We start from the raw sequence: 25,676 nt of genomic DNA, 5'->3' as shown, positions 1-25,676 counted from the left end.
ATCCAGTGATGGATTTGTTGAGTTAATTTTTTATGAATATCGTCCTGCTTGATCCCCGCCAAACCGAATCTGATCTATGGTCAATTACGTCAAAGCGGCAGCTGGAACATTTGCAACAGCATCTTGAGGTTCAGGTCGGTGACACATTAAAAGTCGGAATTCGGGAAGGGAAACGGTATGTAACTGAAGTTGTCGAAACTTCTGAAAAAGCAGTTTTATTGAAACCGATTCAAGAAGAAGCAGTTCCTGCAAAGCTGCCTGTTACTCTAATTGTAGCTTTACCACGTCCTAAAGTTTTGCGTCGTCTGATCATGGATGCTGTGACCATGGGCGTAGAGAAAATCATTTTATTGCATAGCTATCGGGTGGATAAAAGCTATTGGCAGACACCATTTTTGCAGCAGCTGAATCATTATGTAGATCTTGGTTTAGAACAGGCAGGGGATACGCTTGCTCCGAAAATTGAGCTGTATAAACGCTTTAAACCTTTTGTCGAAGATATCTTACCGGGACTTATTACAGCTGACCGTCCAGCCTTTGTTGCACATCCTTATGCGGAACAGCCGATGCCATACGCACTTCAGCATCCTTGCACGATTGTCATTGGCCCGGAAGGTGGCTTTATTCCTTATGAGGTCGATTTGTTCATAAAAAACGGCTGCCAGGCAGTGAGCCTTGGCAACCGTATTCTCCGTACTGAAACGGCAATTTCGTATGTTTTAGGTCGACTGTTTAGCGCGAGCTGAAGCATCTTCATGGCCATCGCCACGATAGATTTTCACTTCCTGCACCGGATATGGAATCGAAATGTTATGTTCAGCAAAGGCTTGAATTACCCGTTCCTGAACTGCACTGATTGAGGTACCTATGCCTGTTTCAGTGGTATTGACCCACCATAATGCTTTGAGGGTAATCGAGAAGTCTGCCAGTGCAATCACATTGACGCTAAATGCAGGTTGACTCAGGATGGTCGGATCTTTATCCAGAATTGCAGTAATAATATCCTTGGCTTTCTGGATATCATCTTCATAACCAATACCGACCGAAAATTCACAGCGGCGACGGGTATAAGCAGTATTCACCGTGACTGCACTGGTATAGACCGTAGCATTTGGAATTACGATACGACGACCATCTGGCGAGCGTAAAAAGGTTGCACGAATCTGGATATCTTCTACGGTACCCTCCAGACCATTCACGATAATGTCATCGCCAATCTTGAAGGGTTCCCCCAGCAAAATCAGTACGCCTGAGAGCAGGTTCTGGAAAATATCCTTAAATGCGAAACCGATCGCCACCGAACCAATCCCAAGCGCACTCATCAGCTGACCTGGGGTGAAGCCTGGAATTGCAATCACCAGCCCGATTAATACGCCAAAGAAAACAATCACGGTACTACCGACACGGTTCAGCACCAGCACCAGATTCTGTCGGGTATAAGTACGGTTTTCTAAAGTCTTACGGACAAAAAACTTAAATAGTTTTGACAGTAACCAGAAAATGACAATGACTATTAGCGCAATACAGAAATAAGGCACACGCTCCCAGAAACCTTCCATGATCTTATCAATGGTGCTATAGGCATCATTGTACTTGGAGGTATGTTCGATCACGGTTTGGGCAGTTTTTTCAGTCGCTTGATGCAGGAGCTCAGTCGTCCCTTCAGTTACCTGGCTTAAAGTATTTTCTTGCTCAGCCACAAAAACTCCACAATTTAAATTTCGCTTATTTTGCCTCAACTACAGCAAAAAATTAATAACAACGAAATTTATACACAATATATTTATGTAAAACAGACACAACTGTCTTAAAAGAACTCAGTCGTTTTTTGTTTCACTTCACTTGGGATTCTTGAAGGCTCACCTTCACTCATATAAGAGAATAACGCAGTCGTCGCCAACAGGCTCAGTACGGTAAAAATGATTACCAGCCAGGCCACAATTTTTTCCCAGACGGGGCTTGTACGTATCGGGCCATACTGATTGCTGCCTCTTGTTCCCGGAAAAAGCAGGATATAAATCCAGACAAACAGATTGATCAAAGGCACGAAGAATAGCAGCATCCACCAGCCACTGCGTTCTAGATCGTGTAAGCGCCGTACCGTAATCACAATACCGAAATACAGGTAGACCAGCATGATCGCCAAGGCAAACAGGCTGGATAAGCCATGCAGGGAAATTTGCCAGTTTGAATCTACCGATAGGCTGGCAATGTTCACAATATCAATACTTAAACCTAGCGCAATACTGCTGCATAAGAAAATAAACTGTAAAAATGCAGACCAGGCAATAAAACTCAAACGTCCAAATCGGCCCCTGATCGATAAGGGATGATCTGCTGCAGGAAAAGGAGGAGGGAAATAGGAAGGTTCAGTTGAATTCATGGGCAAGATCCTAAGCCTGTATAAAATACAGCGAGAGTGGGCGACTCATTTTATTTAACGATAGCAATATCTAGCTGACTTTGGCCATAGCTGAGCATTATCCGAAGTTATTCTGATTGAATTTGAATAAATAATCTACGACGAAAGCATGATTGTAGGATTTGAAATATGCAGTACATACTGCCATTATGCATAAAAAACAATCAACAAAATGCCATCAAGCTCTCGTGATGAGATAGAACAAGATCAAGGAAGCGAACAATGAAAGAAATCTATCCAGTACCAGCAGAATTTAAGAAAACCGCACGTACCACTGATACAGAGTATTTTGAGCGTTATCAGCAATCCATTGAACAACCGGATCAGTTCTGGGCTGAACAGGCACAGCGCCTGGACTGGATCAAACCTTTTACCCAGGTTAAAAATACCAGTTTTGATAAAGATAATTTTAAAATTGAATGGTTTGCAGATGGCCAGCTCAATGTCAGTGCCAACTGTCTGGATCGCCATCTTAAGGAACATCCTTATAAACCGGCGATTATCTGGGAAGGGGACCATCCGTCCCGTCACAAGATTATTTCTTTTCATGAGCTTTATGATGAAACCTGCCGTTTCGCCAATGTTCTGAAAAAAAACGGGATTAAAAAAGGCGACCGGGTGGTGCTGTATATGCCAATGGTCTCGGAAGCCGCAATTGCCATGCTGGCCTGTGCCCGGATTGGTGCAGTGCATTGTGTGGTGTTTGGTGGTTTCTCACCTGATTCTCTGGCTAGCCGGATTGAGGACAGTCAGGCCAAAATGGTGATTACCGCAGATTCGGGTATGCGTGGTGGTAAAGCCATTCCATTGAAAGCCAATGTGGATGAAGCGCTGAAAATTGCTGGCACCGAATCGGTTGAACATGTCATCGTTGTACATCGCACTGGCAATCCGGTGGAAATGCAACAGGGACGTGATCTCTGGTATCACATGGAAATTATGACCGTGAATGAGATCTGTCCGCCTGAGCCGATGAATGCGGAAGATCCACTGTTTATCCTGTATACCTCGGGTTCAACCGGAAAACCTAAGGGCGTACTGCATACCACAGGCGGTTATCTGACTTATGTGAATTGCACCTTCCGCGAAGTTTTTGACATCAAACAGGATGATGTGTTCTGGTGTACTGCCGATGTCGGCTGGATTACCGGGCATTCCTATGTGCTGTATGGTCCGCTTTCTAATGGTACAACCACGGTCATGTTTGAGGGGGTACCACAATATCCAAGCTGGGCACGTACCGGACATATCGTCGACAAGCACAATGTGACCATTCTCTATACCGCACCAACTGCCATTCGTGCCATGATGCGTGAGGGGGATGCCTATGTGCGGGAAAGTGATCGTAGCAGCCTGAGAATTTTAGGTTCGGTCGGTGAGCCGATTAACCCGGAAGCTTGGAACTGGTATTACTCGGTAGTTGGTGAAAGCCGCTGTCCAGTGATTGATACCTGGTGGCAAACCGAAACCGGTGGTTTTATGATTACGCCTTTACCGGGCGCGACTGACCTGAAACCGGGTTCTGCAACCCGACCATTTTTTGGTATACAACCAGCCATTGTCGATGCAGAAGGCAAGGAAATTGAAGGGGTGGCAGAAGGCAATCTGGTAATTAAAGATTCCTGGCCAGGTCAGATGCGCACCATTTGGGGTGACCCGGGTCGCTTTATTGAAGCTTATTTCTCGACCTATCCGGGAACGTACTTTACGGGTGACGGCGCACGTCGTGATGAAGATGGCTATTACTGGATTACTGGTCGTGTCGATGACGTACTCAATGTCTCAGGCCATCGTCTGGGTACGGCAGAAATTGAAAGTGCACTGGTGGCCCATGAAGCTGTTGCCGAAGCGGCTGTGGTGGGTATGCCGCATGACATCAAAGGTCAGGGGATTTGTGCCTTTGTCACCTTGCAGGCAGGGACTGAAAGTACTGAACAGCTGCGCGGTGAACTGGTAGCTTGGGTACGTAAAATTTTAGGGCCAGTGGCAACGCCAGATGCCTTGTACTGGGCACCCGCTTTACCTAAAACGCGTTCAGGAAAAATTATGCGCCGGATCTTAAGAAAGATTGCTGCCAATGAACTGGATAGTCTGGGTGATACTTCAACATTGGCGGAGCCACAGGTGGTAGATCAATTGATTGCTGAAGTGCAGCGCAATCAAGCATAAGTTTGGGACGTTCAAATACCGGCATTATTTGCCGGTATTTTTGTCTCAGGAATAAGCTCTGCATGCTTTCGAATATAGTGCCAAGCTGCAATCTGCTAAGCTAAAACCATGCTGAACTTAGGTCAAAAGAATGAATGTACGACAACAATATTTAGATCAATCTCCCCTGCAAATTGCCCAGCAGCTGGCAGAAACTTTTGCCCAAACGGCCGCAGTTCGTGACAAGCAGGGCGGTAATCCTAAAGCCGAGCGTGATCTGATTCGCCAGAGTGGCTTGCTGGGCCTGTCCATTCCAAAACAGTATGGTGGTCAGGAAGCAGACTGGCAGACGATTTTTAAAACCATTCAAATCATTGCCCAAGTCGATAGTTCATTGGCACATGTTTATGGGTTTCATCATTTGCTGATTGCAACGGTTCAATTATTTTCCCAACCGGAACAATATGGTCCATGGTTTGAGCAGACTGCTCGGGAAAACCTGTTCTGGGGCAATACCTTAAATCCACTGGACCGTCGTACTACCGCAACAAAAGTTGCTGAAAAAGAATATATTTTTGATGGAAATAAAAGTTTCTGTTCTGGCTCTATTGATTCCGATATTTTACTGTGCTCAGGCTATAACGACGCTGGAAAATTACTCATTGGGGTAATTCCAACAGCACGTAAGGGCGTAAGTTTTCTCGGTGACTGGAATAATATGGGTCAACGTCAGACTGATAGCGGCACCAGTCATTTCGAGCAGGTCAAAATTCATGAAGATGAATTGCTTTTAAATCCGGGTCCACTCAGTACGCCGTATTCAAGCTTACGTCCTTTAATTGCCCAATTGATTTTTGTGCATCTGTTCCTCGGTGTAGCAGAAGGTGCATTTGAAGTGGCCAAACAAACCGTACAAACCCAAAAAGCCTGGTCAAAATCATTGGTAGAAGATGCAGTGAATGACCCCTTTATCCAGAAGCATTTTGCCGATTTTTATGTGCAGCTGGAAAGCGTGCGTTTGCTAGCTGATAAAGCGATTCAAACCTTACAAGCTGCTTGGGATCTGGGCAATGATCTCACTGCTGAACAGCGTGGTGAAGTTTCAGTTGCGATTGCCATAGCCAAAATCGCGGCCACCAATACATCTCTCTATATCACCCAGAATATTTTTCAGGTGATGGGCGCGCGTGCGACCACGGCCAAACTGAATCTGGACCGTTTCTGGCGTAATGTTCGCACCCAGACCTTACATGATCCGGTAGATTATAAATATCAGGAAGTTGGGGAGTGGATCCTGACCGGGAAAGTGCCTGATCCAAGTTTTTATTCTTGATATGAAAATAAAAAGCCTCTGATACTGGAGGCTTTTCATATTAGATGAAGTGATAGTTTCTTCTAAATCTGCTTAAAGGCTTCTATGGCTCGTACACGAGAGGCTTTTAAATCGACAATCGGTTTTGGATAATCCAGTTCCAGATCAGGATTTTTGGCATAAGGTTCATGAATGGATTTGACATCCAGATGCGCCAGTTCAGGCACCCACTCGCGGATATAGTCTCCATTGGGATCAAACTTCAGGGACTGGCTGACCGGATTAAAAATCCGGAAGTAGGGCACGGCATCCATGCCAGTTGACGCACACCATTGCCAGCCACCGTTATTCGCAGCCAGATCGCCATCAATCAGATGCTGCATAAACCAGCTTTCACCCAGTCGCCAGTCGATCAGCAAGTTCTTACACAGGAACATCGCAGTGATCATCCTGACCCGGTTATGCATCCAGCCTGTCGCCAGCATTTGCCGCATGCCGGCATCCACAATCGGAATTCCGGTCTGGCCTTGCTGCCAGGCAACTAGGTCTTCGGGAGCATTGCGCCACTGGATCTTATGGGTATTTTGCTTAAATGGTTGGTGTTTGGAGACACGTGGAAAATCAAACAGAGTCTGTAGATAGAATTCTCGCCACAAGAGTTCATCCAACCAAGTCTGTTGACCCACATCCTCAATCTGGAAATAGCCATCCTGAAAAAGTGCCTGCACACATTGACGAACTGAAACGATACCGATATTCAGATAAGGGGAGAGACGGCTGGTGCCATCAACTGCAGGCAGATCACGGTCGGTTTTGTAATGAGCCATTTTGTCTTCGATAAAATCATCGAGCAGGTCCAAGGCAGTTCGATCTTCCGCAGACCAAAGTTGGGCAGCATGCTCTACTACATAATCTGCCGAGAATTTTTCCAGATCAACATTGATGAAATCAGTAGGTAATTGGATTGGATCTTGAGTTTCAATCTCAGGATAGCAGGCGGGTACATCCAGAATTAGCCGCTCATAGCATTTTTTCTTAAAGGCACTATAGACCTGATACGGTTGATTGGACTGGTTCCGGATACTGCCGAGGGGAAACAGGGTGCGGTCATGATAGACCTCGACCCTGATTTGCTGCTGTTGCAGCAATTGCTGTACGTGAGCATCACGTTCCAGCTCATTGACGCCGACTTCTATATTGGTATGCAGGTTTTCAATCTTCAGGTTTTGACATAGATTCAATATTTCTGGCGCCAAATCTTCCCACAAAGGAATATTCAATATGATAAGTGGGATATTCAGTTGCTGTAGCTGCTGTTTTAAATATTTGAGCCGTCGCAGATAAAAATCAGTTTTGATCCGGGCATCCTGATGCAGTTGCCATTGTTCGGGAGAGAGGACTGCTAATGCAATGCAAGGACCTTGCTGGGTCGCATGCCAGAGTGCGGCATGGTCATGAATACGGAGGTCTTGGCGGAACCAGATCAACTGCATGGGAATAACGTTCTGAATTGGAATTAGATTATTTTATTCATTCCACCTGAAAATTCTGTATAGAAACGTAGACGTAGGCAGAATGATCAGTTAAAAAAACCGCCTATGGTATAAGCGGCTCTTTCATTTTAACGCTGGTGAATATTTTCTAAGGTATCTACCAAGGTACGCGTGGTCTGGTCAATTTCATAATTGACTTCATCACCTACTTTGGCATTTTTCCAGGTGGTCAGACGCAAAGTTTCGGGAATCAGATCAATCGAGATTTCACTATTGGCACGATCGACGCGATTGACGGTCAGGCTGCAGCCGTTCAGACCAATAAACCCTTTTAAGAAAAAGTATTTGATATTGCCATCCGGGATCTGAATGTCGATATGGTAGGTTTCACCGCGATATTCCAGATTTTTAATGATCGCTGTACCTTCGATGTGTCCATACAGATTATGCCCGCCATTTTCTGCACCGACTTTGGCAGAGCGTTCGACATTCACTTCATCACCCACTTGAAGAGATTTTAAGGTAGTGAGAGCAAGGGTTACATCGGAGATATCAAAGTGAATCTGATTTAGCTTCTGATCAATGGTCGTTACGGTGAGGCAGACGCCGTCGATCGCAACACTGGCGCCAATAAAGACATCCTGAAAAAACTGATTTTCGTTGCTCACAACAATAGTAATGAAGCCATTGTCCTGGCGAATATCCACGACTTTTTCCAAGCCTTGTACGATACCGGTATACATAATTTAAATTTCTATCTCATCGAGTTTGGCTTCATTCTAGTCAAGAATAAAGCAGGCGGCTATCTTTATGCCGAGAACACTGTGTTGCATAAAAAAAATCCCTCAAGCCGAGCCTTGAGGGAATGAATCGTTATGCTGAGCATTATTATAGTTTAAACGAGCTCAGCTTCTTGTTCTTTTTGTTGCTGTTCAGCTTGCTGCGCTTCGAGTTCACGCACGAGTGGCAAGACTTTTTTACCGAAGTATTCCACTTCTTCAATAAAGTGCAGGAAGCCTGAAAGAACCAGATCAACACCGACTTTTTTCAGTTCGATGATACGTTCCGCAATCTGCTGTGGCGTCCCGATCAGGTTGGTACGGAAGCCATCGTTATATTGCACCAGATCTTCAAACGTAGATTTGGCCCAGTTACCTTCACCTTCCTTACTGGCTGCACCCGCTTCACGCGTTGCCTCACCGAAAGATTTCACCGCCTGAACATTGGCTTTGGCCACGATTTCTCGCAGTACTGCTTGCGCTTCCTCTTCGGTATCACGTGCAATCACAAACGCATTCACGCCAATCTTTACAGAGTGGTTGTTCGCTTTGGCTTTTTCACGAATATCATCGATCTGTTTTTTCAGCTCTTCCGGCGTATTGCCATTGGTGAAGTACCAGTCAGACACGCGAGATGCCATATCACGTGCTGCCCGAGAATTTCCCCCCTGGAAGATTTCAATATGCGGTTTCTGTAGCGGTCTTGGACTCAAGGTATAGTCTTTGAACTGGTAGTATTTACCATCAAAACTGAAATTATTTTGAGTCCAGACCCCTTTTAGGCTGCGAATAAATTCTTCTGAACGTGCATAACGTTCGTCATGTTCCGGCCATTCTTCACCAATTGCATCAAACTCGCCACGGAACCAGCCACTTACGACATTAATCGCAATTCGGCCGTTGGTGAGATGGTCAATGGTGGCCAGCTGCTTCGCTGCCAGCGCAGGCTTCCATGGGCCCGGCAAGATCGCGGCAATCACTTTTAAGCGTTCAGTTATTGCCAGGATGCCGTGACTGAAGCTGACTGATTCATGCTGGTTTTCAGCGTTATAGCCCGCAGTAAAACGGATCTGGGTCAGGGCATAATCAAAACCTGCTTTCTCAGCAGTTTGCGCCAGACGGACATTATAGTCATATCTCCAGTCAGTACGCTGTTCGATGTCGCTGACCACCAGACCGCCGCTGACATTTGGAACCCAGTAAGCAAATACAATATTTTTATCTTGAGACATTATTCTTACCCTCTGAATGAAGCGGCTATTAAGCCACTTGAGTCTTTGGCGCTTTCTTGCTGTGCAAACGGGATTCTGCGGCATCCAGACTTGGCACTGCAGCTGAAGGTAAAACTTCTTCCTGTTCGATTTGCTTGTTGATGCCTAGGTTCTGGTTGGCTTGCTGAGATTTTTCTTTAATGACCTCAGCACGCTGCCCCTTTGCTGGTGCCCATTCAAGGATTGGTAGGGCACGAGCCACTGCCAGAGTAATACGGGCACGAAGTAATTCACTGTGAATGGTGTATTCAGGCGTAAAGTCACGATCTGTGGCATATACCCCGATTGGTAAGGTTTGTGCCTGGAAGAAGCTGAATAATGGGCGTAATTGGTGCTCAAGAACGAGCGCATGACGGTCACTACCACCAGAAGCTGCTAAAAGAACCGGTACATCTACCAGCGCCGTTTGTTCTACGAAGTCAAAGAAATGCTTGAACAGGCCCGTAAATGAAGCGCGGTAAACAGGCGTACCAACAATCAGGGCATCTGCTGCTTCAACGGCTGCCAGATCATCCTGCACGCGTTGCGGTAACTGGTTACGGTAAATTGCACCACCTAAAAGCTGGCCGATTTCGCTAAATTTAATGAAATGTACATTGATTGGCGTCGCTTCACCCAGTTCATCCAGAATGGCTTGAACCAATGCTTCGGTTTTAGATGGGTGATTCAGGCCGCCAGAAACAGCCACGATGTTTAAAGGTTTTTGCTCGGAAAAATGGGACATGTGAAGTACCTAAAAATGGTTAAGCTCGGAATGACCCTATTAATCCCGATTGCCGCAGTAGGTGTAAAATAACGAAATGCTGAAAAGTTATCTGATTTTTCTATATAAGCGGAAAATGTGCTTCTGAAACGGATAGAGCTGGATAAATGGCTGATAACTATATTTATATTGAATAAAGATAAGCTATGCAGAATAGAAATAAATCATATATAAAAAAGTGATGAGAATTAAAGGATTATTGAAATAAGCCAAAATTTAAAAAAATTAAAGAAAAACTCCACATTATTTAAAAAATTGGCGATCTTGCATATCCATAAACTGGCTTGTGTGGTTAGAATAGGAGCTACTGTGCACAAGATCTCTCTCACGTCCTATGAATATTTTAATCGTTGATGATCATCCACTGTTTCGTCATGCTCTGATCCAAGCTGTTCGTTATAGTCTGCCACAAGCGCAGATTCATGAAACTGCAGCAGTCAATGAATTTTATGAACGTCTAGAAAATGGTCCTGAGCCTGATCTTGTCCTTCTGGATTTAAACCTGCCAGGTGCATCGGGCTTTTCTGCTCTGGTCCACGTTCGCGCACAATATCCTTCGATTCCAATTATTGTCGTTTCTGCTCACGAAGAAGCTAGCATTATCCAGCGTGCGATTGCACATGGTGCGATGGGCTATATTCCAAAATCGGCACATCCAAGCCATATTGGTGAAGCAATTCGCGAAGTCCTCGAAGGAGAAATCTGGTTACCACCCAATCTGCCAGCCAACATGAACTTCGATCCGCGTGCTGCAGATGAAACTGCATTGGCAGAACGGATTCAGTCTTTAACACCACAACAGTTCCGTGTCTTGATGATGGTAGCCGAAGGCTTGCTGAACAAACAGATTGCTTATGAACTGGATGTTTCAGAAGCCACCATTAAAGCGCACGTGACAGCAATCTTCCGTAAGCTGGGTGTACAAAACCGTACCCAAGCTGTGCTTGCTATTAATGCCTTGAATATTGAAGAAAAGAAAATGTAAGTGATGCAGCTTACATAATAAAAAAGACCTCAGAAGAGGTCTTTTTTATTGAGAGAATATTGCGGATTAAGCAATATAATCCTGTTTTTGGGTAACATCAGTACAGAACATGGGATTCAGTGCGGATTGCAATTCATCAATTTGTTCTTGAGTGACATAGCCTTTGGAGATCAGATATTCTGCCACGCGGTCATCACGCAGACTCAGGAAAGTCGCATCATAAACACCAAGATCAACAAACAGGGCAGCGGTTTCCAGACTATTGAAACGGTCCAGATAAACTTCATCCTCATACATCAGGAACACATGCTCGTCTGTGCTATTCGGATCGACCTGTAGGTGCTCTGCCAGTTCATGCGGGCAAGTTTTGATAAAGAGCAGATCAGAGAGTTCATCAAATTGGGTCGTGTCCAGACAATCTTCTTCATTCTTTACTTTACCGAGCCACGCTTTAAAGACCAGAACAGCGCCACCACGCAGCAGCATACTCCAGATCTGATGACGGGTTTTTGCTGGTAAATCTTCGGCTTCCGCTTCCAGAGATTCAATCAACTTGTTTTCCTGTTCAGCCAGACGTTCAAATAAACCTAAACCTTGCGGTTTATAGGCATAAGGTTCAAAGACATCAAAATGCAGTTCATCAAAAACTTGCAGGGCTAAAGGAACTGCATGCTGATACAGGGTTTCAAGTGCCTGAATCTGGGTATCGTCGAGTTTGCTGTATTTAAACATTTGTGCCCAGTCGATGCTGGGTAATAAGGCATTAGCACCATATTGGCGATGGAATTGCTGAGTCTGTGCGGGAAGCTGAGCAATTGATTCATCGAGTTTCATTTTTATAACTCCTATCTAGCAGTGCAAATAGACCAGCTGCCAAAAGGATTTAGGCATTGTCAGATGGAAACTGATCGTTTCTTATATTGTCTATTTTTAGAGCTAAGCCTGTTGTATTAAAAATACGACCAAAGTTCTATCTGCCATAAAATAGGATTAAAAATTAATTTAAACAGTAACTTAAATAATTGTAACTAGTTGTACACATGTATATTAATAGATTTGGTGGCTTTTGCCATAGAGAATGCTGAAATGATAATTTTGAGCAATTTATCAGCAGGAATTATGTGAAATTTGGTGCTTTTAGCACATTGGCCTGATTTTTTTGCCAGCCAGGTAAAGAAAGGTATTTATTCAGTATAAAAAATGCCCATTTTTAAATCATTAAAATAGGCATTGAGATGGAAATAAAAAGTTCTAGTTACCGGAGATTTTCAGACCGGATAACCAGGAACGGAGTGAAGCAGGCTTTAACGGTTTTTTCAGCAGGACAATATTTAAATCCTTCAGGCGCTGTGGCAGTTCCGGATCAGAATCTGCGGTAATCAATGCCACCGGAATATCACTACTACGATGTTCCAGAATAAAGTCCAGACCGATCTTGTCCTGGTTTAAATGCTGATCGACCAGCCAGACCTGAATATTTTCCTGCTGGATCATTTCGGCTGCCTGTTCTGGTTCGGTGGCTTTAAAGACCTGATAGCCCCATTTGGTCAATAAGGTCGACATGCCTTCCAGAATGGTTTCATCATTGTCCAGACATAGAATCTTAAAGGCCTTGGACTTCAATGGCACAGCCTGAACAGGGGCGGCAACGACTTTCGGTGCTGCGGTCAACGGTACTTCAATCATGAAGCAGGAACCTTTGCCCAGTTCGGAAGAAACATGAACTGGATAATCCAGTAGTCCGGTCATACGTTGCACGATAGCGAGGCCAAGCCCCAGACCCTGTTCACCCCAAGGCGAAGTATGGCCACAACGCTCGAATTCCTGGAACAGCTTGATGCGCTGTTCTTCAGCAATACCGGGACCGGTATCCCAAACCCCGATCCGGATATGATTTGGCCGGTTGCTAGAACGCAGTACACCGACCACGACCTTACCTTTGGCGGTATAACGTAGGGCATTGCTGACAAAGTTCTGGATAATCCGGCGAATCCATTGTGGATCGGTGTCAATCCAGAACTGGGCATCATGCACTCGCAGTTTGATGCCACGCTGTGCCGCAATGGATTTGAATTGCAGTTCCAGATCACTTAATAAATCATGCAGTGGATAAGCCTGGCGTTTCGGCTGAATCGTACCGCCCTCCAGTCGGGCAATATCCAGCAGGGCTGAGAGCATGCTTTCTGCACCATGCAAAGCACGATCTAGTTGCTGCAGGGTCTTGCGATCTTCTTCGCTTTGTACGCTTTGCTCCAGCGCCGTACTGAACAGACGTGCAGCATGCATTGGCTGTAACAGGTCATGACTGGCGGCAGCAATAAAGCGGCTCTTGGACATATTGGCTTTATCGGCCTGTTCACGCGCCAGTTGCTGTTCAGACAGGGCATCGGCGAGCTGCTGGGTACGATCCTGAACCCGGGCTTCTAGTACCGCTTCATTTTCGCGGAAGGCAGTAATGTCGGCAAAGGTCGTCACGAAACCACCACCTTCAATCGGATTACCCCGCATCTGAATCACGCGGCCATCTTTACGGATCCGTTCAAATTCATGCGCGCTACCGACCTGCATCCAGTGAATCCGTTTACGCACATGTTCTTCAACCGAACCTGGACCACATTCACCGCGTTCAGCGTTATAACGGATCAGATCAGCGATTGGACAACCGACATAAACAATATCTTTTGGGTAGTCGAACAGTTTCAGATACTGGTTGTTCCAGGCGACCAGACACATGTTTTCATCAACCACACTCACCCCTTGGGTCATATGGTCGATCATGGTCATGATCAGGTTCTGGTTAAAACGCTGCCATTGTGATGCCTGATCCAGAATATTGGCGACCTGACCAAGCGCCAGGCCATTATTGACCATCGCTGTAGTCAGCAAGGTACGTGCCGATGCTGCACCAATGGTACCGGCCAGATACTGCTCGGTGAAACGCCACCACATGCCATTGGCACTGCTATTTTCATTCAGTTCCACACTGTTTTGAGCACAGAACTGCTGGAAGGCCTGCATGGTCGGGCCTTCACCGGTAATGCGCTTGGCCAGCGTAATCAGGTCACCAACTTTTAAACGGGCCACATCCTGATGCGAGTAGCTGACATCAGTCGATGGACTTTGTGATGGAAGTGGCTTGGTTTCATAGTAGAAGAAACTTTCCGCCTGAATCTGTTCAGCCACACTTGGGCGGAACATCCGGGAGACCCAGATATATAGGAATGTGTTCAGGCCTAGTGCCCAGACCACACCATGCGTCAGAGGATCAAAAGATTCGAAACCGATCAGGGCTTCAGGGCGTAACCAGTTCAAGCCCAAAGGCCCTTGTTCCAGAAAACTCTGGCTGAACTGCTGATAGGCTTCTGGCAGACTGCGCAAAATCGTTGGTAATAGCAGGGTATAAGACCACAAAGCAAAACCGGTCAACAGACCCGCATACACGCCTTGCTTACTCCCACCACGCCAATACAGACCACCAATCAGAGCAGGGGCGAACTGTGCCACAGCACTAAAAGCCAGCAGACCAAAGACTGAGAGCTGGTCAATATCATTAAAAAAGTTGAAGAACAGAAAGCCCATCAACATCACGGCCAGAATACAGATCCGGCGGGTAAATTTGAGTACCAGTGGTAAACGCTTGTCATGCCGTGAGATCAGGTTTAAACGCCAGAGCGCTGGCATGATCAGGTCATTACTTAGCATGATGGATAAAGCGACTGAAGATACCAGCAGCATGCCGGTCGAGGCCGAGAAGCCCCCTAGGAAGGCCAATAAAGTCAGCCAGTCCTGATTATAGCTAAGCGGTAAAGACAGCACTGCGACATCAGGAATCGCTAGGTATTGAGGTGCCGCATGCAGTGCCCAGCTGGCAATCGGGATAATTGCTAGTGTGGTCAGAATCAGATAAATGGCAAACCAGCGACGTGCACCACGGATATGTTTTTCATCCCGTAATTCAACTACGGCGACATGAAACTGACGCGGTAAACAGATAATCGCCAGTGCAGCCAGCAAAGTCTGTACCCAGAAGCTTTCCGGTACACCAAACAGCTGTACATCATGGAAGGTAGACTGAATATCGCTACTGATCTGAGGCAGATTTTCTGGTGCTTCAAAAATGAAGAAACAGGCTACGGCCAGCAGGGCAAATAGCTTGACGAAGGACTCAAAGGCGACAGCCAGCATCAGACCGCCATGCTGTTCAGTGTTGGCAATCTGCCGGGTACCGAAAATCATCGCCAAGATTGCCAGGACGCCAGTCAGGAACAGTACGCTATTGGTGGTACTGGCAATCCCTGCGGAGGGTTCCAGAATGACCGCCGCACTCAAGGCAATTGCACGTAACTGTAAGGCCAGATAAGGAATGATGGCAATCACCGCCAGAATGGTGACTAGCGAAGCCAGAGGCCCACTTTTACCATAACGTGCAGCGACAAAGTCCGCGATTGAAGAAATGGCATGGTGCTGGCGTACCCGTCCCAGACGGCGCCAGATATCGTAACCAATCGCGACAAAGAGCAGGGGACCAAGATAGATCGGCAGGAAAATAATCCCTTCACGAACCGCAGCACCGGTCGCGCCATAAAATGTCCAGGAAGAACAGTAGACGCCTAAAGTTAAACTAAACAATAGCATGCGGCCACGGGTACTGAGCCGACTGGCATGTTTTTCCCCATAGAAAGCGCAAGTAAAGAGTAAAGTGATATAGAGGGCGAGCACCCCTATGATGAGCCAACTGTTCATATAGCCTGATGTGTACTGTGCATGATGCTATGATACCGCATCATGCACTCAGCAGTTTAAATTGATCATTTTTTAACGACCAAAGTCTAAATTACAAGTCATTCTAAATGTTGTTATTTTGCAACAGTGATAATTCGAATTAAAAAATAGTAAGCCCATGGTGGGGCTACAGGAGTGTAACTATGGATGAGGCACAAGTAGAAAGAATTCTACAGAATCCCAAATTCAAAGAAATGGTACGTAGAAAAAGTACGCTGAGCTGGACCTTAACCGGCATCATGCTATTTGTCTATGTCGGTTTCATGTTGCTTGTTGGCTACAACAAAGAATTTCTATTGTCTTCAATTTCTGGCGGTGTAACGACCTGGGGTGTACCTCTAGGTATCGGTATCATTATTTTGTCTTTTATATTGTGCTGGGTGTATTCCTACATTGCCAATAATAAACTTGATCAGCTGAACAGAGAAGCAATTCAGGAAGTGGAAGCGATTACAAAAGAAAAGGGGCAACACTAAGATGAAAGGGATTTCATATCAAGCGCTTGCAGCGGCAGCGCTGACCTTGCTCAGCTCGGCAATGGTATTTGCTGGACCAGATCTGGGTGCTGCGGAGCAGCAAGCGACCAACTGGCACGCAATTATCATGTTTGTGATTTTCGTTGGAGCAACCTTATTTATTACCAAATGGGCTGCCAAACAAACCACGAATACCAATGATTTCTATACTGCCGGCGGCGGGATTTCTGGTTTCCAGAACGGTCTGGCTATTGCTGGTGACTTCATGTCTGCAGCATCTTTCCTCGGTATTTCCGCGATGGTGTTCCTGTCCGGTTTTGACGGATTGCTGTACTCATTAGGCTTTATGGTGGGTTGGCCAATCGTTTTATTCCTGGTGGCAGAACGTTTGCGTAACCTGGGTAAATTTAACCTGTCTGATGTAGTGTCGTTCCGTCTGGAAGAAAAACCGGTGCGTACTTTAGCAGCATTAAGTTCACTGGTTGTGGTGGCGTTCTACCTGATCGCACAGATGGTGGGTGCAGGTCAGTTGATCAAGTTGCTCTTCGGTCTGAACTACAACATTGCTGTGGTGATTGTTGGCCTGCTGATGATGGCTTACGTAATGTTCGGTGGCATGCTGGCAACGACCTGGGTACAGATTATTAAAGCAGTAATGCTGCTGTCTGGTGCGACGTTTATGGCTTTCATGGTCATGAAAGGCGTAGGTTTTAGTTTCACCAATATGTTTGAACAATCGATTCAGGTTTTCTCTAAAGTACATGACCTGAGCCTTGCAGATGCAACCAAGATTATGGGTCCAGGTAACCTGGCTTCGAATCCGGTCGATGCGATTTCTCTTGGTCTGGCGCTGATGTTTGGTACAGCAGGTCTGCCACATATCCTGATGCGTTTCTTCACGGTAAAAGATGCCAAAGAAGCACGTAAATCAGTGGTTGTTGCAACAGGCTTTATCGGTTATTTCTACCTATTAACCTTCATTATCGGTTTCGGCGCGATTCTATATGTAGCGAATAACCCGCAGTTCCTGGACATTGCGAAAATGGCAATTACAGGCAAGCTAGAGCTGGTGGGTGGTAACAACATGGCTGCGGTTCACCTGGCAGATGCTGTTGGTGGTGACCTGTTCATGGGCTTCATTTCTGCAGTAGCATTCGCAACGATTCTTGCGGTAGTTGCAGGTTTGACCCTATCAGGTGCTTCAGCAATTTCACATGACTTGTATGCAAACGTATTCAAGAAAGGCCGTACTACACCTGAATCTGAACTGCGCATGTCTAAAATTGCGACTCTTGGTCTTGCGATCTTTGCGATGATCCTGGGAATCCTGTTCGAGAAGCAAAACGTGGCTTTCATGGTAGGTCTGGCATTCTCGGTAGCCGCATGTGCCAACTTCCCGGTACTGGTACTGTCTATGTTCTGGAAAGGCCTGACCACACGTGGCGCTGTCATTGGTGGTGTGGTTGGTCTAGTGACTGCGGTAGTACTGATCGTACTGTCTAAAGCCGTTTGGGTAGATACTTTCGCGATTTCAGATACACCAGTCGTTCCTTTTAATGGTCCCGCATTATTTGCGATGCCACTGTCTTTCTTCTGCTGCTGGTTCTTCTCCATTACAGACCGCTCAGTGAAAGCACAAGCAGAACGCAAAGCTTTCGATGCACAGTTTGTTCGTTCACAAACAGGTATTGGTATCTCAGGTGCATCTGATCACTAAGATCTGATGTCCTAAAAAAGCCTCCTGATGGGGGCTTTTTTTATAGCGATAGAATACTTGAGCTACTCAATGAAGAAGACTTTAGGATAGTTTATCTAAAATTAAATACGGCCATTTTTGACTAAGATTTCAATAATTTTTATACAATCCTGTTTCTAACCATTGGCTAGATCATGCTATGTTAAGCCAGCGATAACAATAATGATGTGCGATAGGACATCAAGACAAATCTCATGAAGCACTCTCTGCTACGATTCTGGACCCATTTTAAGTATCTGCCTTCTGCGTGGCTGCTATGCCTACAATTACTGATTCTGACCCTGTCGATGCTGAGTTATGACAGTGTGTCTTATCGCGCGGGTACATGGATGCTAGGGGTGGTGGTCTTGCTGGTAATTGCCAAGGTGATTCGTCAGACTCCGATGTTTACCATTCTGGGACTCATCTTTGTCGCAGGCGCCATCTTCTTTTCGTCATTGATTGTGCTGGGGCTACGCTATACCTGGATCATGATCGTTGCTCATCTGTTTGAAGCCAGCGCCTATTTCAGTGCAGCATATGGCTTGTTACGTTATATGTTTCATGACCGTTATCTGACCAAGGATGAGCTGTTTGCAGCAGGAGCAGTCTTTACACTACTGGCTTGGGGATTCGCTTTTCTCTATAGCATTTGCCAGTTATGGGTGCCTTACAGCTTTTCAGATCCTGAGTTGCAGGCTTATCAGCCGTGGCTGGATCTGCTCTTTCTGAGCTTTAGTGTACAGTCTGCTACAGGATTATCTGATGTGATGCCGGTCAGCCCGGTCGCACGGATGTTGGCCATTATCCAGATGTTTGTCGGGGTGATGTATCTGGCCTTAATAGTCTCGCGTCTGATTGCCTTACAGTATATTTCCCATCTTCCTAAACAGACTCATATACAACATAAGCATAGAAAGCCTGAGGAATAGAACGTACAGAGCTGTATAGCTTGGTTACAGTAACTTAACGGCTTTATTTTCCTGAATATTTTAAAATCTTAAGGTCCAAAACGTATCTTTGATCGTAATTCTCTCGATCAGAATGTTTTTACTTATCAATAATGATTCAAGCCTCCCGGCATTCAATCTATTAAAAAAATGGGGGATCTATGCCTTCCAAACCTTCATCCTGGTTTGCCAATATCAATCCGAATGTCTTCATTAGTACAGTGGTGATTATCGCCATTTTTTTGGGACTGGTAATACTGGCACCTGATTCATTTGACCTGTTGACCAAGCAAATGAATGCGTGGATTACCACTTCATTTAGCTGGTTTTACGTCCTCTCCGTGGCGATCTTTCTGATTGTCCTGATTTATATTGCCCTGTCTGATATGGGGAAAATCAAACTCGGGCCCGACCATAGTCAGCCAAAATACAGCCAGGCATCCTGGTTTGCCATGCTGTTTACCGCAGGCATGGGGATCGGCCTGATGTTTTTCGGTGTTGCAGAACCGGTTATGCATTATGTCACACCGCCTGCTGGTGAACCAGAAACTGTACTGGCCGCGCAGCAAGCTATTCGCGTGACTTTCTTCCACTGGGGCCTGCATGCCTGGGCGATTTACACCATTGTGGGTCTGTCATTGGCCTATTTTGCGTATCGACATAATCTGCCTTTAAAAGTTCGCTCCGCCTTATATCCACTGATCGGCAACCGGATTCATGGCCCAATCGGAGACGGGGTAGATACTTTTGCCACCTTAGGGACAGTATTTGGGGTTGCGACAACTTTAGGTTTTGGGGTGACTCAGATTAATTCGGGTCTGAATTACCTATTTGGAGTTGAGCAGACCCCCAGTACTCAGGTCATTTTGATTATTGCCGTCACTGTAATGGCATCAATGTCCGTATTTTTTGGTTTGGATAAGGGCATCAAACGCCTAGCTGAACTGAATCTGCTGCTTGCCTTACTGCTACTCATCTTTGTTTTTGTTGCCGGTCCAAGCATCTATCTTCTGCAGACCACCATCCAAAATGCCGGCCAGTATGTCTCTAATCTGTTTAGCATGACCTTTAATCTGTATGCCTATCAGCCTAGTGGCTGGATTGGTGGCTGGACCATTATGTATTGGGCCTGGTGGATTTCCTGGTCGCCATTTGTCGGGATGTTTATTGCCCGAGTATCCGAAGGCCGCAGTATCCGCGAGTTTATTGTTGGGGTTCTACTGATTCCTACCGGATTTACCCTGATCTGGATGGGCTTTATGGGTAATGCTGCATTATTCAGCATCATGCATGAAGCCAATACCAATCTGCTTGAAGCAGTACAACGTGACTCCTCTGTAGCGCTGTTCGAATTTTTAGGTAATCTGCCATTTAATTCAGTCACCAGTATTATCGCTACGGTATTGGTTATTCTGTTCTTTGTCACTTCAGCAGATTCAGGATCATTAGTCACGGATTATCTCACTGCTAAAACCGAGAATTCACCGACCTGGCAGCGTCTGTTCTGGACCGTGTTAATGGCTTTATTGGCCATCATTCTGTTGCTGGCAGGCGGGCTGGAAGCCTTGCAGTCGGCTACGATTATGAGTGCCTTACCGTTCACATTCATTATGCTGCTGATTTGCTGGGGACTGATTAAGGCCCTGCATCTGGATGTAACGAAAATGCATGCGCTACAAGCTGCACGCATTACCCCACGAGCCATTCAGAACCCGCGTAGCTGGCAACAGCGACTCGGTTTAATTATGCATTATCCGCATACGCATGATGAAGTACGTGATTATATTGATACGGTGGTCAGCAAAGCCTATAACAGTTTTCAGGCTGAACTGAAACGTCGTCACATCCAGGTGAAAATCTTTAAACTGGAAGATGGGATCGAGTTACGTGTCGATCATCAGAATGAAATGAACTTCATTTATCAGGTCATTGCTACCCAAACTTTAGCACCGAGCTTTATGCCGGATGCAGATTCTCCGCAGTCTTATCAGGCAGAAGTCTTTTTAAGGGAAGGAGGACAAAACTATGATGTGATGGAATGGACTCAGGAAGATTTAATCCAGGACATCATTGACCAATATGAACGTCATCTGCACTTTTTAAGTCTGGTCCGTTCTCCAGAATAAATATTTGATCCAATAAAAAAGGACGCTGATGCGTCCTTTTTTTATTCAATCACTAATTCAGAAATTAGAAACGGAATTTAGCATTTAAGCCTACAGTTTGTGTATCACGAACTACAGCATTTTGAGCAAGATTTGCTTCGTAGTTTGAGTTCACATAACTAGCACCTACAGCAACTGCTGGAGTGATGAAGTAGTTTACGTTTGCGCCCCAAGCTTTGTCTGGAGAATTAGCGTAGCTAGATTCCATATAAGATGCACCAACGCTTAATTTAGGGTTGATGTACAAAGTAGTACCTAGGTTGTAAGCAGTATCTTCACCATAAACCAAGCCGCTTTCGAAGCCAAGTGACATGTTAGTGCCGTCAATTGCGCCTACATATTTAGTACGAGCAGTGATTGCATCTTGGTCTTCATCGATTGTGCGAGACTCAAGAGCAGCTTTAGCAACGCCGTTGTTGAACATGTTGAAAGCGTCATAAGAAGTTTGGTCTGCAACGCTTGTGTAACCTACAGCTACCAGGAAGTTAGGAATAGGGAGTACACCTACTTCTAATGCATAACGGTCGCCATTGTCATCATTTTGGCCACCTTTACCATCAGTAATTGTATGGCTATAAGAAGCGCTTGCATAAGCAGGAACAACTTTAGTTGGGATGTAAGCTTCACCTTTCACACCGAAAGTATGAGAAGTCTGGTCTCTATCATCAGCATCTACATCATATTCGCCATATGTATAAGCAGCAGAAACGTTAGATGCCTGGTTGATGAAAGCAGCTTCAGCTAAAGGACCTTTAGAAGCGTCTACATCTTTGAAGTAGTAAGTACCTTGAACAGCACCAGTGAAATCTTTGTCATTTACAGTGTTGTCGATGAACTCTGATTGACCTTGAACTTCGAATTGATATGCTTGAGCACCGGTCATGGCTAATAATAAAGCAGTGGCTAAACCGAGTTTTTTCATGATATTTACCATTTTGTTACAAAAGATGTACAACAGGAACGTATTGTATTGTGACAATTTATTAAGTCAATCCAATTCGAAATCGCTATTTTTTTAAGCTAAATCATTGTATTAATTTTGTATAAAATTCAAGTATCACGCTCGGAAGCCATTTTAGATAAAAACTCTTGTATAACAAAAAGCTAGAATTTAAATATAGATTTTGACTAAAAATTAAGGAGAAATTGTGTGATTATTTAAATCACTTAGTACGATCAATTTTAATTTAATAATCTATTAAAACAATTAATAATCAGTGAGCTAATTCATAAATGTGTCAAGAAGTGCAAGATGTTTGGTGCAACATGTCTATGACTGGATTGCTTAATTTTAGAGCATAATCAGCTCGAGCTTCAGAATGAATGTCTGTTTTTTAAGCTAGATGGGCATGTTTTATAATCTTGACTGAAGCAATCGACTTTACATTTTGGGGGGAATTTTACATAATATGAAAATCAAGTTAGAGTTCACACTTTCATAGTGATTTAGCCTGATTCTCCACATATTTTTGTTTTTATCGGCCCAGCTTTCCCCAAGGTTGGGCTTTTTTTTACCTAAATTTTCTGGAAATCTCAGTTTACGGATTACTTCATAAAAGAAGATGAAAGAACAAGTATAGAAAGCCGTCAAAGATGACTCTTTAATGCACCTTAATGGTGCGTTAATTCGATTTAAAAATAGTCTTGTTCTATAAAATTGCAAAAAAAAACCTCAATTTCTATAAAGAATTGAGGTTTTTTCGCCAAAATTTGCGGGTAAATCAAAAAATCTGCTGAGGAATAATTTAACTCGCCCTAATGCGGTGCATTATGCACCTAATTGTTGCACGTGTAAATAGTTCAGAAAGCGAGTTTTTTAATTTTCTTATATTTTAAATTATGAAATTTTCATTCCTATTTATGTTTTAGTGATAACAAATAGAAAATCCTGAAAATATAAAGAGCTAAAACCTTTAAGAACATAAGAAAAACCTTCTGAAAATCAACGTAATTGGGAAGAAATATTGATGATGAGTAGGTGTTTATTTGTATAATCTATCTACTATTAAATGGGGAGTCCTTGATCTATGTGAAGGACTAAAAATCAAGATGAATACTTTGCGCTCTGAGAAAATCAGCAAACATCTGTACTGGTCGATGTCGATCATTATTTTATGTTTATTGTGTATTTGTATTCCCTTGATTATTGATAGTACTCAACATTATTTGAAATCAAAACAAACCTATCAGCAGCTTGATGCCTTACAACAGGTCACCGATCTCGCCAATAAAATCTCCCGTGAACGGGCACCCGCCAACAAAGTTATGTCCAGTTCGGTTGAGGAATTTGCCAAACATCAGCAGGAGTTAAGCGATTACCGTCAGGAAGTCGATCAACAGATGCAGATGACAGCTCAGGCACTCGATCAGGTCGGTTTTAATCACCTAAGCCAGCAACTTTTATCTGAGTTAAAGCCTAGTCTGCAATATGGGCGTAAGCAGGTCGATCTCTATACTCAGATACCTCGCCCGGAACGTACTGCACAGGAAATGGATCAGGCCATTCTTGCCATGTTTAGTGCCTGGGATAGTAGTCGTAAAATTCTGAAAGGGGTAGTGATTGCCTCTGCGACTCCATCTGCCCGTTTGGATAATTACATGAGTGAAATCCTATTTTTATCTGATCTCAGGGATCAATCGGGTCGGGTAGCGTCAAATGTCATGGCACATGTGACATTTGGAACCCAGATTCCAGAGCAAAACATTACCCGTTCCTTGCAGGTCCAGCATCAGGTACGCTACCTCTGGGATATTATTGATACGCTACAGCCTGTTCAGGACAAAACCGATGAATTTATTCGTTTACATCAACGGGTCGGTACTGAATTTATTCAGCAAGGTTTACCGATTGTGGAGCGACTGATTGAAGATAGTCGACAACAGCGTCCTTATTATTTAACTGGAACTCAGCTGACTGAAGCCATTGTAGATAAATTTACAACAGTGATTGATTTGCAGAACTATTTACTGCAATACACCAAAGATGTGGCGATTAAGGAAATGCGCCACAGTCTGAATCATTTGATCTGGACGGTGGCCTTATCTGGAATTTCCCTGATTACGGCAATTTTGACCATGATTTTTGCGCGTAAACGCATCTTTATTCCTTTAATTCGCGCACGTAAAATTTTATTTGATTTGTCTACTGGATCTGAACGGAAGCAAGCACAATCAAAACTAAAAACAGACCGGCCTACTGAATCCTTATTTACAGCAATTCAAAAACTGCAGCATACGCTGCAAGAGCGTGAAGCATTAGAGTTTCGACTGAAAAATATTGCCCATTCTGATTCCCTGACCGGACTGGCTAACCGTTTTGCGCTCGATGAATATATCCGTTTTATGGAAACGCATCCGACCCAGTTTAAGCGAACCTGCCTGATGATTATTGATATGGATCACTTCAAACAGGTAAATGATCAATATGGGCATATTATTGGTGATCAGGTGATTCAGCTGGTTGCAGAGCGCTTAAAAGCCAATATTCGAGCTTCGGATCTACTGGTTCGCTATGGCGGAGACGAATTTCTGGTCCTGATTGAAAATATCGAGATGCAGCATGCTTTCATGCTGGCGAATAAAATCCGGACTGAAGTCGCTGAGCATTCTATTCTGACCTCAGCTGATGAAGATATTCATGTATCGGTGAGTATTGGGGTGGCGATTGGCGCAGAGTCATGGATTGCGTTACTGGAACAGGCCGATGAGGCGCTATTTAAGGCTAAAGCGAAAGGACGCAATGTCGTGGCTGAGGTTTAAGCCAATTAACTGAATTTTTTAAGCTAAACATTCTGAAGAGTCATAACTTTTATAGTTTATATTGTTAAAAAATAAAGTAAATTTCACTGAAATTTTTAAAAAATATAAAAATTTAGGGGATCTTAAAATGAGTAAAAATTGTATTTTCTGTCAAATGGTAAAAGGGGAATTGCCATGTCATTTAATCGATGAAAATGATGATTTTATGGCGTTTCTTACTATATTTCCCAATACATTAGGCGCAAGCGTAGTGATTCCAAAACAGCATTATTCCAGCTATGCCTTTGAACTGAGTGACCAGGTGCTGAAAAATCTGGTTTTATATACCAAGCAGGTAGCCCTAAAATTGGATCGTTATTTTGATGACGTTGGCCGAACAGCAATGGGGTTCGAGGGATTTGGTGTCGATCATGTGCATGCAAAGCTATTTCCAATACATCAGACTAAAAATACCCATGAAAACTGGCAGCCAATTAATTCTTCGATTGATAAGTATTTTGATGCTTATGAGGGCTATATTTCATCACATGATGGTCGAAGGGCGGATGATCAAACGCTGGCACAATTGGCTGCAAATATTCGCTCAATCGCATAGTCAAAAATAAAAGCCCCTCTTTTTAAAAGAGGAGCTCTCCC

General features: G+C 44.5%; 19 protein-coding genes. 10 read left to right on the top strand and 9 right to left on the bottom strand.

Annotated elements, in window-relative coordinates; translation table 11 throughout:
* Nucleotides 1–32: 32 nt before the first annotated feature.
* Nucleotides 33–746 (top strand): 16S rRNA (uracil(1498)-N(3))-methyltransferase, encoded by a 714-nt coding sequence (locus F897_RS02060; RefSeq protein ID WP_005232660.1) that lies wholly within the window; start codon nt 33–35, stop codon nt 744–746.
* Here F897_RS02060 and F897_RS02055 read toward each other — a convergent pair.
* Both F897_RS02055 and F897_RS02050 read right to left on the bottom strand, forming a co-directional pair.
* Nucleotides 720–1,700 (bottom strand): mechanosensitive ion channel family protein, encoded by a 981-nt coding sequence (locus F897_RS02055; RefSeq protein WP_004781520.1) that lies wholly within the window; start codon nt 1,698–1,700, stop codon nt 720–722. The two genes, F897_RS02060 and F897_RS02055, sit on opposite strands and share 27 nt — an antisense overlap.
* Nucleotides 1,701–1,807: 107 nt before the next feature.
* A complete protein-coding gene (locus F897_RS02050; protein WP_005232658.1) occupies nt 1,808–2,383 on the bottom strand; it encodes a DUF805 domain-containing protein in 576 nt (191 codons plus the stop codon).
* 261 nt (nt 2,384–2,644) lie between these two features.
* On the opposite strand from F897_RS02050, the gene acs reads away from it, so the two are divergent.
* Nucleotides 2,645–4,591, top strand: coding sequence for an acetate--CoA ligase (gene acs, locus F897_RS02045; RefSeq protein WP_005232656.1), 1,947 nt, complete (start codon nt 2,645–2,647; stop codon nt 4,589–4,591).
* Nucleotides 4,592–4,721: 130 nt separating this feature from the next.
* Nucleotides 4,722–5,903: an acyl-CoA dehydrogenase family protein gene (locus F897_RS02040; protein ID WP_005232654.1), complete on the top strand. Its 1,182-nt coding sequence runs from the start codon at nt 4,722–4,724 to the stop codon at nt 5,901–5,903.
* Nucleotides 5,904–5,965: 62 nt separating this feature from the next.
* Here the strand turns inward: F897_RS02040 and F897_RS02035 are convergent, their stop codons facing one another.
* The 4 genes from F897_RS02035 to msuE form a co-directional block, all read right to left on the bottom strand.
* Nucleotides 5,966–7,375 (bottom strand): cryptochrome/photolyase family protein, encoded by a 1,410-nt coding sequence (locus F897_RS02035; protein WP_005232652.1) that lies wholly within the window; start codon nt 7,373–7,375, stop codon nt 5,966–5,968.
* Nucleotides 7,376–7,503: 128 nt separating this feature from the next.
* Nucleotides 7,504–8,118 (bottom strand): riboflavin synthase, encoded by a 615-nt coding sequence (locus F897_RS02030; RefSeq protein ID WP_005232650.1) that lies wholly within the window; start codon nt 8,116–8,118, stop codon nt 7,504–7,506.
* Nucleotides 8,119–8,270: 152 nt separating this feature from the next.
* A complete protein-coding gene (gene sfnG, locus F897_RS02025; protein WP_005232649.1) occupies nt 8,271–9,386 on the bottom strand; it encodes a dimethylsulfone monooxygenase SfnG in 1,116 nt (371 codons plus the stop codon).
* Between the two features lie 28 nt (nt 9,387–9,414).
* Nucleotides 9,415–10,149, bottom strand: coding sequence for an FMN reductase (gene msuE, locus F897_RS02020; protein WP_005232646.1), 735 nt, complete (start codon nt 10,147–10,149; stop codon nt 9,415–9,417).
* A 373-nt stretch (nt 10,150–10,522) separates the two neighbouring features.
* On the opposite strand from msuE, the gene F897_RS02015 reads away from it, so the two are divergent.
* Nucleotides 10,523–11,173 (top strand): response regulator, encoded by a 651-nt coding sequence (locus tag F897_RS02015; RefSeq protein ID WP_004781530.1) that lies wholly within the window; start codon nt 10,523–10,525, stop codon nt 11,171–11,173.
* A 66-nt stretch (nt 11,174–11,239) separates the two neighbouring features.
* On the opposite strand, the gene F897_RS02010 is transcribed toward F897_RS02015, so the two are convergent.
* Entirely contained in the window at nt 11,240–12,007 is a 768-nt protein-coding gene (locus tag F897_RS02010) for a hypothetical protein (RefSeq protein WP_005232645.1), read from the bottom strand.
* A 417-nt stretch (nt 12,008–12,424) separates the two neighbouring features.
* A complete protein-coding gene (locus F897_RS02005; protein ID WP_005232644.1) occupies nt 12,425–15,916 on the bottom strand; it encodes a PAS domain-containing hybrid sensor histidine kinase/response regulator in 3,492 nt (1,163 codons plus the stop codon).
* A 182-nt stretch (nt 15,917–16,098) separates the two neighbouring features.
* On the opposite strand from F897_RS02005, the gene F897_RS02000 reads away from it, so the two are divergent.
* The 4 genes from F897_RS02000 to F897_RS01985 all read left to right on the top strand — a co-directional run bounded on the left by F897_RS02000 (nt 16,099) and on the right by F897_RS01985 (nt 21,242).
* Nucleotides 16,099–16,431 carry a DUF485 domain-containing protein gene (locus F897_RS02000; protein ID WP_004781535.1) on the top strand — a complete coding sequence of 111 codons (333 nt, stop codon included), beginning with the start codon at nt 16,099–16,101 and terminating at the stop codon, nt 16,429–16,431.
* Nucleotide 16,432: 1 nt separating this feature from the next.
* Nucleotides 16,433–18,148 (top strand): cation acetate symporter, encoded by a 1,716-nt coding sequence (locus tag F897_RS01995; RefSeq protein ID WP_005232642.1) that lies wholly within the window; start codon nt 16,433–16,435, stop codon nt 18,146–18,148.
* Between the two features lie 233 nt (nt 18,149–18,381).
* Nucleotides 18,382–19,098, top strand: coding sequence for an ion channel (locus tag F897_RS01990; RefSeq protein WP_004781539.1), 717 nt, complete (start codon nt 18,382–18,384; stop codon nt 19,096–19,098).
* 179 nt (nt 19,099–19,277) lie between these two features.
* A complete protein-coding gene (locus tag F897_RS01985; protein ID WP_005232640.1) occupies nt 19,278–21,242 on the top strand; it encodes a BCCT family transporter in 1,965 nt (654 codons plus the stop codon).
* Nucleotides 21,243–21,306: 64 nt separating this feature from the next.
* Here the strand turns inward: F897_RS01985 and omp33-36 are convergent, their stop codons facing one another.
* Entirely contained in the window at nt 21,307–22,203 is an 897-nt protein-coding gene (gene omp33-36, locus F897_RS01980) for a porin Omp33-36 (RefSeq protein WP_005232638.1), read from the bottom strand.
* A gap of 1,127 nt (nt 22,204–23,330) precedes the next feature.
* Between omp33-36 and F897_RS01975 the strand changes: the two genes are divergently transcribed.
* The gene (locus tag F897_RS01975; protein ID WP_005232635.1) at nt 23,331–25,040 is read left to right on the top strand and encodes a GGDEF domain-containing protein; all 1,710 of its coding nucleotides are present in this window, start codon (nt 23,331–23,333) and stop codon (nt 25,038–25,040) included.
* Nucleotides 25,041–25,167: 127 nt separating this feature from the next.
* On the top strand, nt 25,168–25,635 hold the full coding sequence (locus F897_RS01970; RefSeq protein ID WP_005232633.1) for an HIT family protein: 468 nt from the start codon (nt 25,168–25,170) through the stop codon (nt 25,633–25,635).
* Nucleotides 25,636–25,676: the final 41 nt, after the last annotated feature.

It is taken from the genome of Acinetobacter variabilis, assembly GCF_000369625.1.
GTDB classification, from domain to species: domain Bacteria; phylum Pseudomonadota; class Gammaproteobacteria; order Pseudomonadales; family Moraxellaceae; genus Acinetobacter; species Acinetobacter variabilis.
The sequence above is the reverse complement of the archived record's forward strand: the minus strand, read 5'-3'. Positions and strand labels throughout refer to the sequence as shown.

Bases quoted from the DNA above. Each gene is read 5' to 3' on its own strand.
- F897_RS02060 (WP_005232660.1), top strand. From the start codon at position 33: ATGAATATCGTCCTGCTTGATCCCCGCCAAACCGAATCTGATCTATGG.
- F897_RS02050 (WP_005232658.1), bottom strand. From the start codon at position 2,383: ATGAATTCAACTGAACCTTCCTATTTCCCTCCTCCTTTTCCTGCAGCA.
- acs (WP_005232656.1), top strand. From the start codon at position 2,645: ATGAAAGAAATCTATCCAGTACCAGCAGAATTTAAGAAAACCGCACGT.
- F897_RS02040 (WP_005232654.1), top strand. From the start codon at position 4,722: ATGAATGTACGACAACAATATTTAGATCAATCTCCCCTGCAAATTGCC.
- F897_RS02035 (WP_005232652.1), bottom strand. From the start codon at position 7,375: ATGCAGTTGATCTGGTTCCGCCAAGACCTCCGTATTCATGACCATGCC.
- F897_RS02030 (WP_005232650.1), bottom strand. From the start codon at position 8,118: ATGTATACCGGTATCGTACAAGGCTTGGAAAAAGTCGTGGATATTCGC.
- sfnG (WP_005232649.1), bottom strand. From the start codon at position 9,386: ATGTCTCAAGATAAAAATATTGTATTTGCTTACTGGGTTCCAAATGTC.
- msuE (WP_005232646.1), bottom strand. From the start codon at position 10,149: ATGTCCCATTTTTCCGAGCAAAAACCTTTAAACATCGTGGCTGTTTCT.
- F897_RS02015 (WP_004781530.1), top strand. From the start codon at position 10,523: ATGAATATTTTAATCGTTGATGATCATCCACTGTTTCGTCATGCTCTG.
- F897_RS02010 (WP_005232645.1), bottom strand. From the start codon at position 12,007: ATGAAACTCGATGAATCAATTGCTCAGCTTCCCGCACAGACTCAGCAA.
- F897_RS02005 (WP_005232644.1), bottom strand. From the start codon at position 15,916: ATGAACAGTTGGCTCATCATAGGGGTGCTCGCCCTCTATATCACTTTA.
- F897_RS02000 (WP_004781535.1), top strand. From the start codon at position 16,099: ATGGATGAGGCACAAGTAGAAAGAATTCTACAGAATCCCAAATTCAAA.
- F897_RS01995 (WP_005232642.1), top strand. From the start codon at position 16,433: ATGAAAGGGATTTCATATCAAGCGCTTGCAGCGGCAGCGCTGACCTTG.
- F897_RS01990 (WP_004781539.1), top strand. From the start codon at position 18,382: ATGAAGCACTCTCTGCTACGATTCTGGACCCATTTTAAGTATCTGCCT.
- F897_RS01985 (WP_005232640.1), top strand. From the start codon at position 19,278: ATGCCTTCCAAACCTTCATCCTGGTTTGCCAATATCAATCCGAATGTC.
- omp33-36 (WP_005232638.1), bottom strand. From the start codon at position 22,203: ATGAAAAAACTCGGTTTAGCCACTGCTTTATTATTAGCCATGACCGGT.
- F897_RS01975 (WP_005232635.1), top strand. From the start codon at position 23,331: ATGAATACTTTGCGCTCTGAGAAAATCAGCAAACATCTGTACTGGTCG.
- F897_RS01970 (WP_005232633.1), top strand. From the start codon at position 25,168: ATGAGTAAAAATTGTATTTTCTGTCAAATGGTAAAAGGGGAATTGCCA.